14 protein-coding genes are annotated in these 16,483 nt (G+C 72.4%); 1 reads left to right on the top strand and 13 read right to left on the bottom strand.

The features are described from left to right. Positions 1–15: 15 nt before the first annotated feature. The 3 genes from gudD to DY262_RS18920 all read right to left on the bottom strand — a co-directional run bounded on the left by gudD (position 16) and on the right by DY262_RS18920 (position 3,581). Entirely contained in the window at positions 16–1,371 is a 1,356-nt protein-coding gene (gene gudD, locus DY262_RS18930) for a glucarate dehydratase (protein ID WP_116960630.1), read from the bottom strand. Positions 1,372–1,477: 106 nt separating this feature from the next. Continuing rightward, complete coding sequence (locus tag DY262_RS18925; protein WP_116960629.1) at positions 1,478–2,428, bottom strand: Bug family tripartite tricarboxylate transporter substrate binding protein; 951 nt, start codon at positions 2,426–2,428, stop codon at positions 1,478–1,480. A gap of 124 nt (positions 2,429–2,552) precedes the next feature. Continuing rightward, positions 2,553–3,581 (bottom strand): LacI family DNA-binding transcriptional regulator, encoded by a 1,029-nt coding sequence (locus tag DY262_RS18920; RefSeq protein ID WP_116960628.1) that lies wholly within the window; start codon positions 3,579–3,581, stop codon positions 2,553–2,555. Between the two features lie 97 nt (positions 3,582–3,678). Here DY262_RS18920 and garD point away from each other — a divergent pair, with 97 nt between their 5' ends. Beyond that, complete coding sequence (gene garD / locus DY262_RS18915) at positions 3,679–5,310, top strand: galactarate dehydratase (RefSeq protein WP_116960627.1); 1,632 nt, start codon at positions 3,679–3,681, stop codon at positions 5,308–5,310. Between the two features lie 31 nt (positions 5,311–5,341). Here the strand turns inward: garD and DY262_RS18910 are convergent, their stop codons facing one another. The 10 genes from DY262_RS18910 to DY262_RS18865 all read right to left on the bottom strand — a co-directional run bounded on the left by DY262_RS18910 (position 5,342) and on the right by DY262_RS18865 (position 16,354). After that, positions 5,342–6,319, bottom strand: a complete 978-nt coding sequence (locus tag DY262_RS18910) for a hypothetical protein (protein ID WP_147326274.1) — start codon at positions 6,317–6,319, stop codon at positions 5,342–5,344. A 132-nt stretch (positions 6,320–6,451) separates the two neighbouring features. Then, positions 6,452–6,919 (bottom strand): hypothetical protein, encoded by a 468-nt coding sequence (locus DY262_RS18905; RefSeq protein WP_116960625.1) that lies wholly within the window; start codon positions 6,917–6,919, stop codon positions 6,452–6,454. Positions 6,920–7,048: 129 nt separating this feature from the next. After that, the gene (gene pgi, locus DY262_RS18900; RefSeq protein WP_181936569.1) at positions 7,049–8,617 is read right to left on the bottom strand and encodes a glucose-6-phosphate isomerase; all 1,569 of its coding nucleotides are present in this window, start codon (positions 8,615–8,617) and stop codon (positions 7,049–7,051) included. Between the two features lie 58 nt (positions 8,618–8,675). Continuing rightward, the gene (eda, locus tag DY262_RS18895) at positions 8,676–9,314 is read right to left on the bottom strand and encodes a bifunctional 4-hydroxy-2-oxoglutarate aldolase/2-dehydro-3-deoxy-phosphogluconate aldolase (protein ID WP_116960623.1); all 639 of its coding nucleotides are present in this window, start codon (positions 9,312–9,314) and stop codon (positions 8,676–8,678) included. Positions 9,315–9,346: 32 nt separating this feature from the next. Next, positions 9,347–11,176: a phosphogluconate dehydratase gene (edd, locus tag DY262_RS18890; RefSeq protein ID WP_116960622.1), complete on the bottom strand. Its 1,830-nt coding sequence runs from the start codon at positions 11,174–11,176 to the stop codon at positions 9,347–9,349. A gap of 13 nt (positions 11,177–11,189) precedes the next feature. Continuing rightward, entirely contained in the window at positions 11,190–11,888 is a 699-nt protein-coding gene (gene pgl, locus DY262_RS18885) for a 6-phosphogluconolactonase (RefSeq protein ID WP_116960621.1), read from the bottom strand. A gap of 4 nt (positions 11,889–11,892) precedes the next feature. Then, entirely contained in the window at positions 11,893–13,359 is a 1,467-nt protein-coding gene (gene zwf, locus DY262_RS18880; RefSeq protein WP_116960620.1) for a glucose-6-phosphate dehydrogenase, read from the bottom strand. 120 nt (positions 13,360–13,479) lie between these two features. Beyond that, positions 13,480–14,142 (bottom strand): ABC transporter ATP-binding protein, encoded by a 663-nt coding sequence (locus tag DY262_RS18875; RefSeq protein WP_116960619.1) that lies wholly within the window; start codon positions 14,140–14,142, stop codon positions 13,480–13,482. Beyond that, positions 14,139–15,107 (bottom strand): tRNA (adenosine(37)-N6)-dimethylallyltransferase MiaA, encoded by a 969-nt coding sequence (gene miaA / locus DY262_RS18870; protein ID WP_116960618.1) that lies wholly within the window; start codon positions 15,105–15,107, stop codon positions 14,139–14,141. Before miaA ends, DY262_RS18875 begins: the two co-directional genes overlap by 4 nt. Then, positions 15,104–16,354: a multidrug effflux MFS transporter gene (locus DY262_RS18865; RefSeq protein ID WP_116960617.1), complete on the bottom strand. Its 1,251-nt coding sequence runs from the start codon at positions 16,352–16,354 to the stop codon at positions 15,104–15,106. The genes miaA and DY262_RS18865 overlap by 4 nt, the downstream gene beginning before the upstream one ends. Positions 16,355–16,483: the final 129 nt, after the last annotated feature.

Below are 16,483 nucleotides of genomic sequence, written 5' to 3'. Positions count from 1 at the left end.
GCGAAGGGATCGGCCTCAGCGGTCCATGCAGGGCCGCTTGGGGTGGAAGGTCCAGTTCGGGATCAGGTACTGCATGGCGGTGGCGTCGTCGCGCGCGCCCAGGCCGTGCTGGCGGTAGAGCTGGTGTGCCTTGTCCACCTCGACCATGTCGAGCTCGATGCCCAGGCCGGGTTTCTGGGGCACCTCGATGTGGCCGTTCACGATCTTCAGCGGCTCTTTGGTGAGGCGCTGGCCGTCCTGCCAGATCCAGTGCGTGTCCATGGCCGTCACCTTGCCCGGCGCGGCCGCGCCCACGTGGGTGAACATGGCCAGCGACACATCGAAGTGGTTGTTGGAGTGCGAGCCCCAGGTCAGGCCCCAGTCGCGGCAGGTCTGGGCCACGCGCACGCTGCCGGCCATGGTCCAGAAATGCGGGTCGGCCAGGGGAATGTCGACCGACTGCAGCGACAGCGCGTGGCTGAGCTGGCGCCAGTCGGTGGCGACCATGTTGGTGGCCGTGGGCAGGCCGGTGGCGCGGCGGAACTCGGCCATCACCTCGCGGCCGGAGAAGCCGTCTTCGGCGCCGCAGGGGTCTTCGGCGTAGGCCACCACGCCGCGCATGCGCTGGCCCAGGCGGATGGCGTCTTTCAGCAGCCAGCCGCCGTTGGGGTCGAGCGTCACGCGCGCGTCGGGAAAGCGCTCGTGCAGGGCGGTGACGGCGTCGACCTCTTCGTCGCCGCGCAGCACGCCGCCCTTGAGCTTGAAGTCGTTGAAGCCGTAGCGCTCGCGCGCGGCCTCGGCCAGGCGCACGATGGCCTCGGGCGTCAGGGCGGCCTCGTGGCGCAGGCGGCACCAGGCGTCGGCGTGCGCCGGCTCGCTCGCCGGATCGGTATAGGGCAGGGGCGTCTTGCTGCGGTCGCCGACGAAGAACAGGTAGCCCAGCATTTCCACCGAGGCGCGCTGCTGGCCTTCGCCGAGCAGCGCGGCCACGGGCACCTCCAGGTGCTGGCCCAGCAGGTCGAGCAGGGCCGACTCGATGGCGGTCACCGCGTGGATGGTGGTGCGCAGGTCGAAGGTCTGCAGGCCGCGCCCGCCGGCGTCGCGGTCGGCGAAGCGCGTGTGCAGTTCGCGCAGCACGCGCTGGTGCTCGCCGATGGAGCGGCCCAGCACCAGCTCGCGCGCGTCCTCCAGCGTCTGGCGGATCTTCTCGCCCCCGGGCACCTCGCCCACGCCCGTGCGGCCCGCGCTGTCGCGCAGGATCAGCAGGTTGCGCGTGAAGAAGGGCGCGTGCGCCCCGCTCAGGTTGAGCAGCATGCCGTCGCGGCCCGCGACGGGAATGGCCATGAGCTCGGTGATGCGCGGCGTGGCGCCGACGGGGACGGGGTTCAGCATGAGAAATTCGTCAACGAAGAGGTCTGGCCCAGGGCACCGCGGAACTGGCTTTGCCAGGCCGCAGGTGCCGCCCCCTTTCAGGGGGTCGCGCGAAGCGCGGCGGGGGTTAGTCTGCTTTGATGTTGCGGCTTTCGATCAGCTTCTTCCAGCGCGCGAACTCGGCGGCCTGGAACTTGGTGAACTCCTCGGGCGTGTTGGCCACGATCTCGAAGCCCACCTCGACCAGCTTGGGCTTGATGGCCGGGTCGTTGAGCGCGTCCTTGATGGCGGCCTGCAGCTTGGCTTTCAGGTCGGCCGGAATGCCCTTGGGCGCGGCCACGGCCTGCCAGGAGTAGACGTTGGCGTCCTTGATGCCGAGCTCTTCGAGCGTGGGCACGTCGGGCAGCAGGGGCGAGCGCTGGGCGCTGGTGATGGACAGCGCGCGCAGCTTGCCGGCGCGGATCTGCGGCATGGCGGTGTTGATGTTCATGAAGGACGAGTCGACCTGGTTGCCCAGCAGGTCGGTCATGACGGGGCCGCCGCCTTTGTAGGGCACGTGCACGCCGCTGGTGCCGGTCTGCTGCCAGTAGAGCTCGGCGGTGAGGTGGTCGCTGCTGCCGTTGCCGGAGGAGGCGAAGGTCATCTTGCCAGGGTGGGCCTTCTGGTACGCGATGACGTCGGCCATGCTTTTGTGCGGCGAGGCGGCGGGCACCACGAGCACGTTGGGCGCCTGCACGGCGACGGTGATGTAGTCGAAGTCCTTGGTGGCGTCGTAGGTGACCTTGGTGAGGTGCGGCGCGATGACGTAGGGGCCGAGGGAGGAGACGAACAGGGTGTGGCCGTCGGGCGCGGCGCGGGTGACCAGCGTGGCGCCGATGGTGCCGGTGGCGCCGGGCTTGTTGTCGATGACGAAGGTGCCGCCGAACTTTTCCTGCAGCTTGGGCTGCAGGGTGCGGGCGATCATGTCGGTGGAGCCGCCGGGCGGGAAGGGCACCACGAGGGTGACGGTCTTGTCGGGCCAGGCCATGGCCGTGGTGAGGGTCATGGCGGCGCCGAGCGCGCACAACAGTTGTTTCATGGTGGCTTGTCTCCTGTTGGGTGGAAAGGGGTCTTCATTTGGTACCGGTACCAAATGAATCCGGTGGGCATGGTACCGGTACCAAAAGGACCCGTCAACGCCTGTCCGTCGGGGATATCCCGGCTCAGGTGGTTTCGCGCTCGACGATGGAGAAGCCGACGTCGAACACTGCGGGCGAGACCGGCCGCCCCTCGGCCCGGTCGATCAGGCAGCGCGCCGCCAGCCGGCCCATCTCGGCGCCGTTGATGCGCACCGTGCTCAGCGCCGGTGCCATGTCGGCCGCGAAGGACACGTCGCCGAAGCCCACCAGCGCCAGGTCGTGCGGCACGGCGATGCCGCGCACGCGCGCCTCGGTGGCCACGCCCAGCGCCAGCAGGTCGGAGCTGCAGAAGATGGCGTCCACGTCGGGCCGCTGCGCCAGCAGGTGGCCCAGCGCCTCGCGCCCGCTGCGCAGCGAACGGGACGCGCCCACGTTGACCGTTTCCACCGGCCCCAGGCCGGCCCGCTGCACCGCTTCGGTGAAGGCGTCCGCGCGGCGCTGCGCGCGCTCGTCCTCGGCGCGGATCAGCGCCAGCCGGCGGCGGCCCTTGTCCATGAGGAAGCGCGCCACCTCGCGCCCGATGTCGGCGTGCGAGAAACCCACCAGCATGTCGATGGGCGTGGGCGTCAGGTCCCAGGTTTCCACCACCGGAATGCCCGAGGCCAGCAGCCGCGTGCGGCCCTGGCTCGGGCCCAGGATGCCCGTGAGGAAGATGCCGTCGGGCCGCCGGCCCACGATGGCCTCCAGCAAGGCCTCCTCGCGCGCGGCGGAGTAGTCGGACTGGCCCAGCATGAGCTGGTAGCCGGCGTCGAACAGGGTCTCGTTCAAGGTTTCGATGGTGGGCATGAACACCGACATGACCGTGCTCGGCACCACCGCCGCGATCAGGCGGCTGCGCGAGGACGCCAGTCCGCCGGCCATGCGGTTGGGCACGTAGCCGGTTTTCTGGATCACCTCCAGCACCTTCTGGCGCACGTCGGGCGAGACCTGCGCGGGTGTGTTCAGCACGCGCGAGACGGTGATGGGCGCGACGCCCGCGAGGCGGGCCACGTCGCGCACGGTGATGGCCCCGCTGCCGCGTCGGGCGCGCCGGGAGTTGTCGGTTTCTTTCATGGGCGGCTTAGAATGGTACCGGTACCAAGCGCTTCGCGCCACGCATCCGGTCAAGGGACCGGGGGATGGCGGGTGCGCCGCATCATAGGAGACGCCCATGCCCGATACCCTGGCGAACCGCGCGGCCGCGGCGCCGCTGACGATCCGCATGCACGCCGAGGACAACGTGGCCATCGTCGCCAACGACGGCGGCCTGCCGCCCGGCAGCGCGCTGCCGGGCGGGCCGGTGCTGCGCGAGCGGGTGCCGCAGGGCCACAAGGTGGCGCTGGTGGACCTGCCCGCGGGCGCGGCCGTGCTGCGTTATGGCGTGCCCATCGGCTATGCCGTGCAGGACATTCCCGCCGGCAGCTGGGTGCACGAGCGCCTGCTGCAGATGCCCGCTGCGCGTGGGCTGGACGACCTGCCCATGGCCACGCGCGGCGCTGCGCCGCTGCCGCCGCTGGAGGGCTTCACCTTCGAGGGCTACCGCAACCCCGACGGCTCGGTGGGCACGCGCAACCTGCTGGCCATCACGCAGACCGTGCAGTGCGTGGCCGGCGTCACCGCATTCGCGGTGCAGCGCATCCAGGCCGAGCTGCTGCCCCAGTACCCGAACGTGGACGGCGTGGTGGCGCTGGAGCACGGCTACGGCTGCGGCGTGGCCATCGACGCGCCCGACGCGGCGATCCCCATCCGCACGCTGCGCCACATCAGCCAGAACCCCAACTTCGGGGGCGAGGTGATGGTGGTGAGCCTGGGCTGCGAGAAGCTGCAGCCCGAGCGGCTCTTCCCAAGCGAGGGAATCCCCATCCAGGACCGCCGTGGAACCGGCTCTGCCGGGCCACTGGCGGTGCCCCTCCTCCCAGGGGGGGAGCCGCGCAGCGGCGCGGGGGGGGTGGTCTGCCTGCAGGACGAGGCCCACGTCGGCTTCATGAGCATGGTCGATTCCATCCTGCGCCAGGCCGAGGTGCACCTGAAGCGCCTGAACGCGCGCCGGCGCGAGACCGTGCCGGCCAGCGAGCTGGTGGTGGGTGTGCAGTGCGGCGGCAGCGACGCGTTTTCGGGCGTCACGGCCAACCCGGCGGTGGGTTTTTGCACCGACCTGCTGGTGCGCGCGGGCGCCAGCGTGATGTTCTCCGAGACCACCGAGGTGCGCGACGGCATCGCCCAGCTCACCGCGCGCGCCGCCACGCCCGAGGTGGCGCAGGCCCTGGTGCGCGAGATGGCCTGGTACGACGACTACCTCAAGCGCGGCGGCGTGGACCGCAGCGCCAACACCACGCCGGGCAACAAGAAGGGCGGGCTGTCGAACATCGTCGAGAAGGCCATGGGCTCGATCGTGAAGTCGGGCAGCGCGCCGATCGCCAACGTGCTGTCGCCCGGCGAGAAGCTGAGCGCCAAGGGCCTGACCTACGCCGCCACGCCCGCGAGCGACTTCATCTGCGGCACGCTGCAGTTGGCCGCGGGCATGAACCTGCACGTGTTCACCACCGGCCGCGGCACGCCCTACGGGCTGGCGGCGGTGCCGGTGATCAAGGTGGCCACGCGCAGCGACCTGGCGCGGCGCTGGCACGACCTGATGGACATCAACGCCGGCACCATCGCCGACGGGCAGGCCAGCATCGAGGACGTGGGCTGGGCGCTGTTCCGTTTCATGCTCGACGTGGCGAGCGGGCGCCAGAAGACCTGGGCCGAGCGCTGGAAGCTGCACAACCAGTTGGTGCTGTTCAACCCGGCGCCGGTGACCTGAGCGACACGGCCGGCGCGCCCGGCCGTGTCGTTCAAGGGGTGAGGGCGCGCACGCAGCGGACCAGGGAGAGGGCCGCCGAAGGGATGGCGTGTTGCGCCGCCGTGGGGCCGGGCCCGACGTACTGCGTCCAGGTGATGCCGCCCCCCGCGCCGGTGGAACTCCAGTACTCGAAAAGGGGGCTCAGCCCACCGCTCACGCCGGCGTCCACCAGCCGGCTCTGGATGTTGGGCCGGGTGGGCGCGGCGGCGCTGCCGCAGCCGGAGCCGCGGTTGTCCCGGTCGTAGCCCAGTTCGCAGATGGCCGGCAGGTACCAGTCGGAGAAGCCGGCGTCGCTGGCGTTGTTGCAAGCCCAGGCCGCGTAGGGACTGTTCGGGTCGGTGGGGGGACCGCCGGCGTTGACGAGGGCCGCCGTGTTGGCGGCGCCCTCCGTGGGGCTGGACGCCAGGGGGCTGTCCATGGCCTGGACGGCGGTCGGCCAGGCGTTGCTCAGCGCCATCACCTGGCCGCCCACGCCGCCGGTGGGGGGCGTGGTGTCGTCCAGGTCGAACACGTAGCCGCCCTGGTACACGCTGCCGAAGCCCAGCACCCACACCGGCAGCGCCAGGGCCGGCGTGTTGCTGCCGCCGATGCGCAGCTCGGCGGGCGTGGGCGTGGTGTCCCCGGGCGCGGCCGAGGGCGTGGCGCCGGGCGTGATGGTGAGGGTGCAGCTGGCCCCCGGCGACAGGCGGGCCGCGCAGTCGGTGCCGAAGGCGCTGCCGGCTGGCAGCGCGCTGGCCGCGCTCACCGCGAGGTCGAGCGCGGCCTGTCCGCCGACGTTGGTGATGAGCACCCGCCGGGGCTGGCCCGACGCGGCCAGGGCCAGGGCGGACGCGCTGGCCATGAGGGCGGGCGCCGGCGGTGGCAGCACGACCACGGCGGGCGGCGCGGTGCCGGAGGGATTGCCGCCGCAGGCCGACAGCCCTGCGGCGCAGAGCAGGGCGGGCAGCGTTCCATGTCGGAGAGAGGCCATGTCCGTGAACCCAGGGGAGTACCGAGGGCGCACAAGCTAGCACCGGCCTCGGTGCCGCACTCTGTTGTTTCTCTTACTGGATCGCCGCCCCGGCCGGTGGTCGGGCCTACCGCCTGCGCAGCAGGCCCTGGCTCACTGCCGCAGCGGCGGCTCGGACGGCGGCATCGGCATCGGCGCCGGCGCCGGCATTGGCGCCGGCACGGTGGTTTCGATCGAGCGGATCAGCCCGCCGCCACTGACCGAACCCGAGACCTCGCCTTCGCCGCGCACCATGCGCTCGCAGATGGCGCGCTCATCGGCCGCGGTGTGCACCTGGCAGCGCTGCAGGGCGTTGCGCTGCAGCTGTTCCGGCGACACCGGCGCGCGCGGGCTGCGGCGGGCCTGTTGGCGGGCCGCGCCCAGGTCGCGCAGGCAACTGGTGCGCGACTCCGGGTTGCTCATGGCGGCGCAGGCGGCGCGCTCCTGCTGGTAGCGGTTGTCGGTCGAGGTCTTGGCCGCGCCGGCACCCTGGGCCCAGGCGGGCAGCGCGAGCGCCAGGGCGGCGGCGGCGGCCAGGCAGTGGCGGGTGAAGGCAGCGGGGGAATGGGAGGCTTGGGTCATGGGCGTTCTCCTGAAGGCGCGGGACCAGGCCCGTCGCGTCCACCCATGCTAGGAACGGCCCGCGCCGGGCTGTGTAGGACCGGTCCGACCCGCGCGCCGGACAGGCCCGTCACCGAGGGGTTGGAGGCCTCAGCCGCCCGCGCGTTCCATGGCCTTGGCCATGGTTTTGCCCAGTTCCACGCCCCACTGGTCGAAGGCGTTGATGCGCCAGATGGCGGCCTGGCAGAACACCTTGTGCTCGTACAGGGCGATCAGCGCGCCCAGGCGCCCGGGGTCGAGCCGGTCGAGCCAGAGCAGGTGGCTGGGGATGTTGCCGGGGAACTGGCGGTGCGGCGCCAGGGCGTGCGCGGTTTCGGCGTCGGCGCCGTCCTTGAGCAGCTGCGCCTCGGTCTCTTCGAGCGTGCGACCCAGGGCCATGGCCTGGGCCTGGGCGCGCAGGTTCAGGTTCACCACGGCGTGGTGCGCGCCGGCCAGCGGCAGCGGCGTGTCTTCGCTCAGGACGCCGATGAAATCGACCGGCAGCGCGTGGCGGCCCTGGTGCACGAGCTGGAAGTAGGCGTGCTGGCCGTCGATGCCCAGGCCGCCCCAGACGATGGGGCCGGTGTCCACCGTGGCCTCGCTGCCGTCCAGGTGCGTGCGCTTGCCGTTGGATTCCATGTCCATCTGCTGCACGAAGGGCACGAAGCGCACCAGGCGCGAGGCGTAGCAGGCAATGAGCTGCGTGGGCATGCGCAGGAAGTTGCGGTTCCACACACCGTGCAGGGCCAGGCGCACCGGCAGGTTCTCTTGCAAGGGGGCGTGCAGGAAATGCCCGTCCATGGCGCGCGCGCCGGCGAGCAGCTCGCGAAACGCCGCCGCGCCGATGCCGATGGCCAGCGGCAGGCCCAGCGCCGACCACAGCGAGTAGCGCCCGCCGACCCAGTCCCAGAACAGGAAGGTGCGCTCGGGGTCGTAGCCCAGCTCGGCGGACTTGGCCGGCGTGGCGGTGATGGCCACCAGGTGCCGGGCGATGGCGTCGGCCGGCACGCCCTGGTCGGCCAGCCAGTGGCGCGCGCTGGCGGCGTTGGTCAGGGTTTCCTGCGTGGTGAAGGTCTTGCTGGAGACGATGAACAGCGTGCGTTTCGCATCCAGGCCGCGCAGCACGCTCCACAGCGCCCAGGCGTCGGGGTTGGAGACGTAGTGCACGCGCACCGCGTCGCTGGCCAGGTGGGCGAGCGCGTCGGCCGCCATGCGCGGGCCCAGGTCGGAGCCGCCGATGCCGATGTTGACGACGTCGGTGAAGGCGTCGCCCGCGTGGCCGCGCACGGTGCCGGCGCGCAGCTCTTCGGCGAAGCGGCAGACGCGGTCGAGTTCGCGCTGCACCAGCGCGTGGATGGCGTTGCCCCAGGGGCCGCCGGCCTCGCCGCCGCGCAGGGCCACGTGCAGCACGGGGCGGCCTTCGGTGGTGTTGATGGCCTCGCCGCGGAACATGGCCTCGCGCTGCTCGGCGATCTGGCTCTGCGCGGCGAGGTCGAGCAGGGCGCGTTCGATCTCGGTGCCGATGGCCTGGCGGCTGGCGTCGAGCGTGAGGCCGGCGGCGGACCAGGTGAGGCGGCGCGCGCGCTCGGGCTCGGCGAGCCGCTCGCGCAGCGGCACCGGCGGTTCGTTGGCGAGCGCCTGGAGGTGTTGCCAGGCGGGCAGGGCGACGGGCAGTGGCATGGTGGTCATGGGTGTGGCGGGCGCGCGGCGCGGGCGCTGTCGGGCGCGCCGGTGGCGTTCATTGTCCCTGCGCGAGCGCGGTGGCTTCGCGCGCCAGCCGGGTGATGCGCGCCCAGTCGCCGTCGCGCAGCGCGTCGGCCGGCGTGAGCCAGGAGCCGCCGGCCATGGCGACGTTGGGCAGGGCGAGGAAGTCGCGCAGGTTCTCGGGACTCACGCCGCCGGTGGGACAGAAGCGCACGTCGGGGAGGGGCGCGCCCAGGGCCTTGAGCATGCCGATGCCGCCGGCCTGCTGCGCGGGGAAGAGCTTCATGAGCGTGAAGCCCTGGTCGCGCGCGCGCATGACCTCGCCGGGCGTCATCACGCCGGGAATGAAGGGCAGGCCGGTGGCGCGCATGGCGTCCACCAGCGCGTCGGTGCAGCCGGGCGAGAGCGCGAAGCGCGCGCCGGCGTCGATCACGCGCGGCACGTCGCTGGGCCGCGTGACGGTGCCGGCGCCCAGGTGCATCTGCGGCAGGGCCCGGGCCACGGCCTCGATGGCGTCGAGCGCCACGTCGGAGCGCAGGGTGATCTCCATGACGTCGATGCCGCCGTCGAGCAGGGCATGGGCGAGTGGCACGGCCTGCCGGGCGTCGCTGAGCACGATGACGGGCACGACGCGCGATTGGAAGGCGGGGTGGCTGAGGTGCTGGTCTTGCATGGGCGGTGAGCGGTGACGGTGTCGGGTGGGGTTCAGGCGAACAGCGGCGAGGCACCCTGTTCGGCGCCGCCGACGTGGGCGCGGAACAGGCCGAAGAGCTCGCGGCCCGTGCCATGGGTGTTGTGGGACAGGTCGGGTTCGGGCAGGGCGCGCGCGGCCAGCGTGGCCTCGTCCACGTCGACCTTGAGCAGGCCGCGCTCGGCGTCCAGCGTGATGAGGTCGCCGTCGCGCACGCGCGCGATCGGCCCGCCCGCCACGGCCTCGGGCGTGACGTGGATGGCCGCGGGCACCTTGCCCGAGGCGCCGGACATGCGGCCGTCGGTGACCAGGGCGACCTTGAAGCCCTTGTCCTGCAGCACGGCCAGCGGCGGCGTGAGCTTGTGCAGCTCGGGCATGCCGTTGGCGCGCGGGCCCTGGTAGCGCACCACGGCCACGAAGTCCTTCTCCAGCTCGCCGGCCTTGAACCTGGCCAGCAGCTCCTGCTGGTCGTGCACCACCACGGCGGGCGCGCGCACCACGCGGTGTTCGGGCTTCACGGCCGACACCTTGATCACGCTGCGGCCCAGGTTGCCGGTGAGCAGGCGCAGGCCGCCGTCGGCGCTGAAGGGGTCGCTCGCAGGGCGCAGCACGTTCAGGTCGGCGCTGCGCTCGGGCACGGGGCGCCAGGCCAGGCGCTCGCCGTCCAGCCAGGGCTCCAGGCCGTAGGCGTCCAGGCCCGGGCCCATCACTGTGTGCACGTCGGCGTGCAGCAGGCCGGCGCCGCGCAGCTCGCGCATCAGCACGCCCAGGCCACCGGCCGCATGGAAGTGGTTCACGTCGGCGCTGCCGTTGGGGTAGACGCGCGCCAGCAGCGGCACCACGGCCGACAGCTCGGCGAAGTCGTCCCAGTCGATCAGGATGCCGGCGGCGCGCGCCATGGCCACCAGGTGCAGGGTGTGGTTGGTGGAGCCGCCCGTGGCCAGCAGGCCGACGACGCCATTGACGATGGCCTTCTCGTCGACGATCTGCCACAGCGGCACGTAGGGCTGGCCGGTGCGCCCGCTGTTGGCCACGGCGCGCTCCACGGCGGCCTTGGTGAGGGCCTCGCGCAGCGGCGTGCCGGGGTTCACGAAGGAGCTGCCCGGCAGGTGCAGGCCCATGATCTCCATCAGCATCTGGTTGCTGTTGGCGGTGCCGTAGAACGTGCAGGTGCCGGGCGCGTGGTAGGCGCGCGCCTCCGATTCGAGCAGGGCCTCGCGGCCCACCAGGCCCTGCGCGTACTGCTGGCGCACCTTGGCCTTTTCATCGTTGGACAGGCCCGAGGTCATGGGGCCGGCGGGCACGAACACCGTGGCCAGGTGGCCGAACTGCAGCGCGCCCATGAACAGGCCGGGCACGATCTTGTCGCACACGCCCAGCATGAGCGCGGCGTCGAACACGTTGTGCGAGAGCGCCACGGCGGTGGCCAGGGCGATGGTGTCGCGCGAGAACAGCGACAGCTCCATGCCGGCCTCGCCCTGGGTGATGCCGTCGCACATGGCGGGCACGCCGCCGGCCACCTGGGCGCTGGCGCCGATCTGCTGCGCGTGCCAGCGGATCAGGCTGGGGTAGCTCTCGAAGGGCTGGTGCGCCGAGAGCATGTCGTTGTAGGCGGTGACGATGCCGATGTGCGGCGCGCGCTCGGCGTGGATGCGCAGCTTGTCTTCGGCGGGCAGCGCGGCCGTGGTGTGGGCCATGTTGGCGCAGCCCAGGCCGGCGCGCTGCGTGCCGCGCGTGCGCTGCGCGGCCATGTGCTGCAGGTAGGCGCCGCGCGTGGGCGCGCTGCGTTCGGTGATGCGCCGCGTGACGCGCTCGAGGATGGGGTTGAGGTCTGTGGTGTTCATGGTCGTGGGGCGATCAGGCGAGCCACACCTGCACAGGGGTCGTGTGTTGGTGAAGGACGAGCGAGATCGGCAGCGTGTCGTCTTCGGACAGCCGGGCCTGCTGGTACACGCGCAGCTTGGCGGGGCCGATGAGGGGCAAGACCAGTTCCCGCGTGGCCAGCAGCGCGGGCAGGGTCAGGGTCAGGCGCGCGTGCGGCGCGTTCAGCGGGCGCGTCCAGGCGACGGGGCCGCTGGCGTGCAGGGCCTGGCTGAGGCCGCCCGCGTGGGGGAAGAGCGAGGCGGTGTGCCCGTCCTCGCCCATGCCGAGGATGGCGAGGTCCCAGGGCCAGGGCTGGGTGGCCAGGCGCTGGCTGGCGGCGTCGGCGAGCGCCTGCAGCGCGGCGTCGTCCAGCGTGGCGGGCAGGTCGTCGAACCAGGGCACGAAGGTGGCCGCCGCCGCGCCCTGCTGCAAGAGGTGCTCGCGCACCAGGGCGGTGTTGCTGTCGGGGTGGTCGGGCGGCACGCAGCGCTCGTCCACCAGGGTGATGCTCACGCGCGACCAGTCCAGCGGCTGCGCGCGCAGCGCATGGAACAGCGGCACTGGCGAGCGGCCGCCGGAGACCGCCAGCACCGCATGGCCGCGCCCGGCGATGGCCTGGTGCAGGCGCAGGCCGGTCCACGCGGCCAGGCGCTGCGCGAGTTCGGCGGGCGTGTTGCACGGGTGCTGGTTCATGGGCTCAGGTTTCTTCCGACCAGGTGGAGTCTTCGCGCGCCATGAGGGCGGAGGAGGCGGCCGGGCCCCAGCTGCCGGCGGCGTAGGCGCGCGGCTTCTCGCCCAGGGACTTCCAGCCCTCGATGATGGGCTCTACCCAGGTCCAGGCGGCCTCCAGTTCGTCGCGCCGCATGAAGTGCGTGAGCCGGCCCTTGATGACGTCGATGAGCAGGCGCTCGTAGGCCTCGGCGCGGCGGCCCGCCAGGGCCGACTGCAGGTCCAGGTCGAGCGCGACCGGGCGCAGCTTCATGCCGCTGCCGGGCTGCTTGGCCATCATCTGCAGCTGCACGTGTTCCTCGGGCTGCAGGCGGATCAGCAGGCGGTTCACCGGTTCGCGCGGCGCGTCGGGGAACAGCGAATAGGGCAGGGGCGCGAACTCGACCACGATCTCGCTGCGCCGCTCGGCCAGGCGCTTGCCGGTGCGCAGGAAGATGGGCACGTTGGCCCAGCGCCAGTTGTTGATGTGGGCGCGCAGCGCGACGAAGGTCTCGGTCTCGCTGGTGGCGGGGACGTTGTCCTCCTGCAGGTAGCCCACGGCGCGTTCGCCGCCCACGTTGCCGGGGCCGTACTGGCCGCGCACGGTGTCGCGCGCCACGTCGGCCACCGTCATGGGCCGCAGCGAGCGCAGCACCTTGAGTTTTTCGTCGCGCACGGCGTCGGGGTCGAGCGAGACCGGCGGCTCCATGGCCACGATGCACAGCAGCTGCAGCAGGTGGTTCTGCACCATGTCGCGCAGCGCGCCAGTGCCGTCGTAGAAGCCCGCGCGGCTGCCCACGCCCACCGACTCGGCCACCGTGATCTGCACGCTCTTGATGCTGGGGCTGCGCCACAGCGGCTCGAAGATGGCGTTGCCGAAGCGCAGCACCATGAGGTTCTGCACCGTCTCCTTGCCCAGGTAGTGGTCGATGCGGAAGGTCTGCGATTCGCTGAAGTACCGGGCCACCTCGTCGTTGATGGCGCGCGCCGAGGCCAGGTCGTGGCCCAGGGGTTTTTCCAGCACCACGCGCGAGTGCGGGTCCACCAGGCCGGCGCCGTGCAGGTTCGCGCAGATGGCGGTGAACAGCGTGGGCGCGGTGGCGAGGTAGTAGACGCGGTCCACGCCGGGCCGCAGGGCCTGGCCGAGCGCGGCGAAGTCCTCGGGGCGCGTGGCGTCGAGCGAGACGTAGACCAGCCGCTGCATGAAGCCGCGCCAGCCCGCGTCGTCCAGCGCGTCGGCGGCGATGAAGCCGCGCACCTTGTCGTCGATGAAGGCCGTGAAGGCCGCGCGGTCCCAGGCGTGGCGGCCCAGGGCGACGATGCGCGTGTCGTCCGGCAAGGTCTTGTGCAGGTGCGCCATGTAGAGCGCCGGCAGCAGCTTGCGCAGGGACAGGTCGCCCGCGCCGCCGAAGATGACGAGGTCCAGGGGCGCGTCGGGTGGGGTGCTGGTCTCCATCGTTGGGACGGGTGGCTTCACGAGTTACGAAGTGGCTCGATCATAGTGAAATAAAGTTACCAACGGGTTACCTTTGGCGGGGGTTCACAGGTGCGACCGTGTCGCACCCCGAGGGTTCCGTCAAGTCGCGGCGGTATCGGCGCGCAGGCCGTCGGCGTTGAGCCGCAGCACGCGGTCGGCGCGGCGCGCGGCGGCCTCGGCATGCGTCACCAGCACCAGCGAGGCGCCGTGTTCGCGGGTCTGGGCGCACAGCAGGTCCATCACGCGCGTGGCGGTGGCCGGGTCCAGGTTGCCGGTGGGCTCGTCGGCCAGCACGATGGCGGGCCGGTGCACCAGGGCGCGGGCGATGGCCACGCGCTGCAACTGCCCGCCCGACAGCTGGGCGGGCAGGCGCGCGCCCAGGCCTTCGAGGCCGACCGCGTCCATGAGGGACTGCACGCGCGCGGGGTCCGGGCGGTTCAGCAGCAGCAGGGGCAGGCCTATGTTCTGCGCCACGTCCAGGTGCGGCAGCACGTGGAAAGCCTGGAAGACGAAGCCCAGGTTCGCGCGCCGCCAATGGGCGCGGTGCGCCTCGTCGAGGGCGCCGAGGTCGGTGCCGCCGTGCCACACGCGGCCCTCGCTCCAGTCGTCGAGTGCGGCCAGGCAGTTGAGCAGCGTGGACTTGCCCACGCCCGATTCGCCCACGATGGCGATGAACTCGCCGGGCTCGACCCGCAGGTCGACGTGGCGGAACACCGGTGTGTCGCCATAGAACTTGCCCAGGTTCTCGGCGATGAGGCTCATCGTGGGTTCCCCAGCCACCCGCGTACCTGCGTCAGCACCCGTTCCAGCGCATCGGGCGCGTCGGCCGCCACCACCACGCGCCTCGGCATGGAGCGCAGCCAGGTGAGCTGGCGTTTGGCCAGCTGGCGCGTGGCAAAAACGCCGCGGTCGCGCAGCTCGGCCAGCGCGGCGGCGTCGGGCGCGGGCGAGGCCTCCAGGGCGGCCCAGGCCTGGCGGTAGCCCACGCAGCGCATGGACGGCAGCTCGGCGTGCAGGTCGCCGCGCGCGCGCAGGGCGCGCACTTCGTCGAGCAGGCCGGCGGCGAGCATGGCCTCGAAACGCTCGGCGATGCGCGCGTGCAGCCAGCCGCGGTCCTGGGGTTCGAGCGAGATCAGGTGGGCTTCGTCGAGCGGGCCCGCGGGGTCGCGCGGGCGGCCTGAGTGGAAGCTGGAGAGCGGGCGGCCCGAGACCTCGAACACCTCCAGCGCTCGCTGGATGCGCTGCGCGTCGTTGGGGAACAGGCGCGCGGCGGTGGTGGGGTCCACGCGCTGCAGTTCGGCGTGCAGCGCGGGCCAGCCCTGGTTGCGGGCGCGCGCCTCGAGCGCGGCGCGCACGGCGGGGTCGGCGCCGGGCAGGTCGTCCAGCCCGTCGAGCAGGGCCTTGAAGTACAGCAGGGTGCCGCCCACCAGCAGGGCGGTGCGGCCGCGCGCGGCGATCTCATCGATCAGGCGCGTGGCGTCGCGCGCGAAGTCGGCCGCGCTGTAGGCCTGCGCGGGATCGCGGATGTCGATCAGGTGGTGCGGCACGGCCGCCAACTCGGCCGCCGTGGGCTTGGCGGTGCCGATGTCCATGCCCCGATAGACCAGGGCCGAGTCGACGCTGACGATCTCCACCGGCCAGCGCGCGGCGATGGCCAGGGCCGCCGCCGTCTTGCCGCTGGCGGTGGGGCCCGCCAGGGCGATGCAGCGCGGCGCCGGGGGGTTCATGTGGTGGCGACTCGCGTCGGCGGCGTGTGCGGCTCGCCGTGTCGCTGCACCAGGGTCCAGGCCGTGGTGGCGATGACCACGCACCAGAACCACACGCTGTCGGTGAGCGGGCGCACCGTGCCGGCGCCCAGCGCGGGGTCGGACAGCGCCAGACCCAGCCAGCCGCCGATGCCGAAGGCCACCACCATCATGAGGAAGCCCGCCAGCGCCGAGGCCGCGCCGGCCGCCTGCGGGAAGGGCGCCACCGCGCCGCTCTGGCCGCAGGGCTGGTGCACGCCGTGGCCCAGCATGAACAGGTAGAAGGGCAGCAGCACGCTCCAGAGGCCTTGCACGCCCAGCAGGGGCAGCACGCCGATGAGCGTGCCGCCCGTGAGCGTGACGATGGCCGCCAGCCCCACCGTGCGGCGCACGCCCAGGCGCACCAGCAGGCGGCGGCAGATGAAGGTGCCCACGATGTACACCAGCGACATGGTGAACATCACGATGCCGTACTGCGTCTTGCTCAGTCCCAGCACGCCGATCAGCACGAAGGACGAGGAAGCGAGGTAGCTGAACAGGCCCGCGTAGGACGCGGTGGCCAGCAGCGTCCAGGCCCAGAAGGTGGGGTTGCGCGCGATGTGGGACCAGTTGCGCAGCAGCGGCCCCGGGCGCAGCGCGTCGGGGTTGCGGCGCGGCACGGTTTCCTGGAAGCGCCACACCAGCAGCGCCAGCGTGCCCGCGCCGAACACCGACAGCGCCAGCAGGGCCACGCGCCAGCCGTAGTGGTCGGACAGCAGGCCGCCCAGGGGCGCGCTGCAGCAGGCGATCACGCCCAGGCCGGTGAGGCCCTTGCTCATCACGCGGGCGCCCTCGCTGGGCGCGTACAGGTCGCGCACGATGGCGCGCGCGCACATCACGGCCGAGCCCATGGCCACGCCCTGCAGCGTGCGCCAGGCGATGAGCTGGTCCATGGACTGGGAGAAGGCCCCGCCGGTGGTGGCGGCCATGTACAGCAGCATGCCGCCGATCAGGATGGGGCGGCGGCCGAAGCGGTCCGACAGCGGCCCCCACACCAGCTGCGAGACCCCGAAGGCCAGCAGCAGCGCGGTGAGGGTGAACTGGGCCTGCGCCACGCTGGCGCCGAAGCCCTGGGTGAGCGTGGGCAGGGCGGGCAGGTAGAGGTCGGTCGTAACGGGCTGGATGCCCAGCAGCAGCGTGAGCACGAGCACGACCAGGCCCGGCGACATGGCGGAGGAGGGGGCGGACATCCAATCGAGGGTAGCAGATGCCCGCGCTGGCCGGGGTACTGCAGCGACCCGTGCCGCATCAGGTGGTCGAACCGAGAGGTACCACGGAACCGGCTCTGCCGGGCCGTTGGTACCGCCCCCTTGAGGGGG

Origin of the sequence: Hydrogenophaga borbori (genome assembly GCF_003417535.1) — a bacterium.
Lineage (GTDB): Bacteria > Pseudomonadota > Gammaproteobacteria > Burkholderiales > Burkholderiaceae_C > Hydrogenophaga > Hydrogenophaga borbori.
The sequence above is the reverse complement of the archived record's forward strand: the minus strand, read 5'-3'. Positions and strand labels throughout refer to the sequence as shown.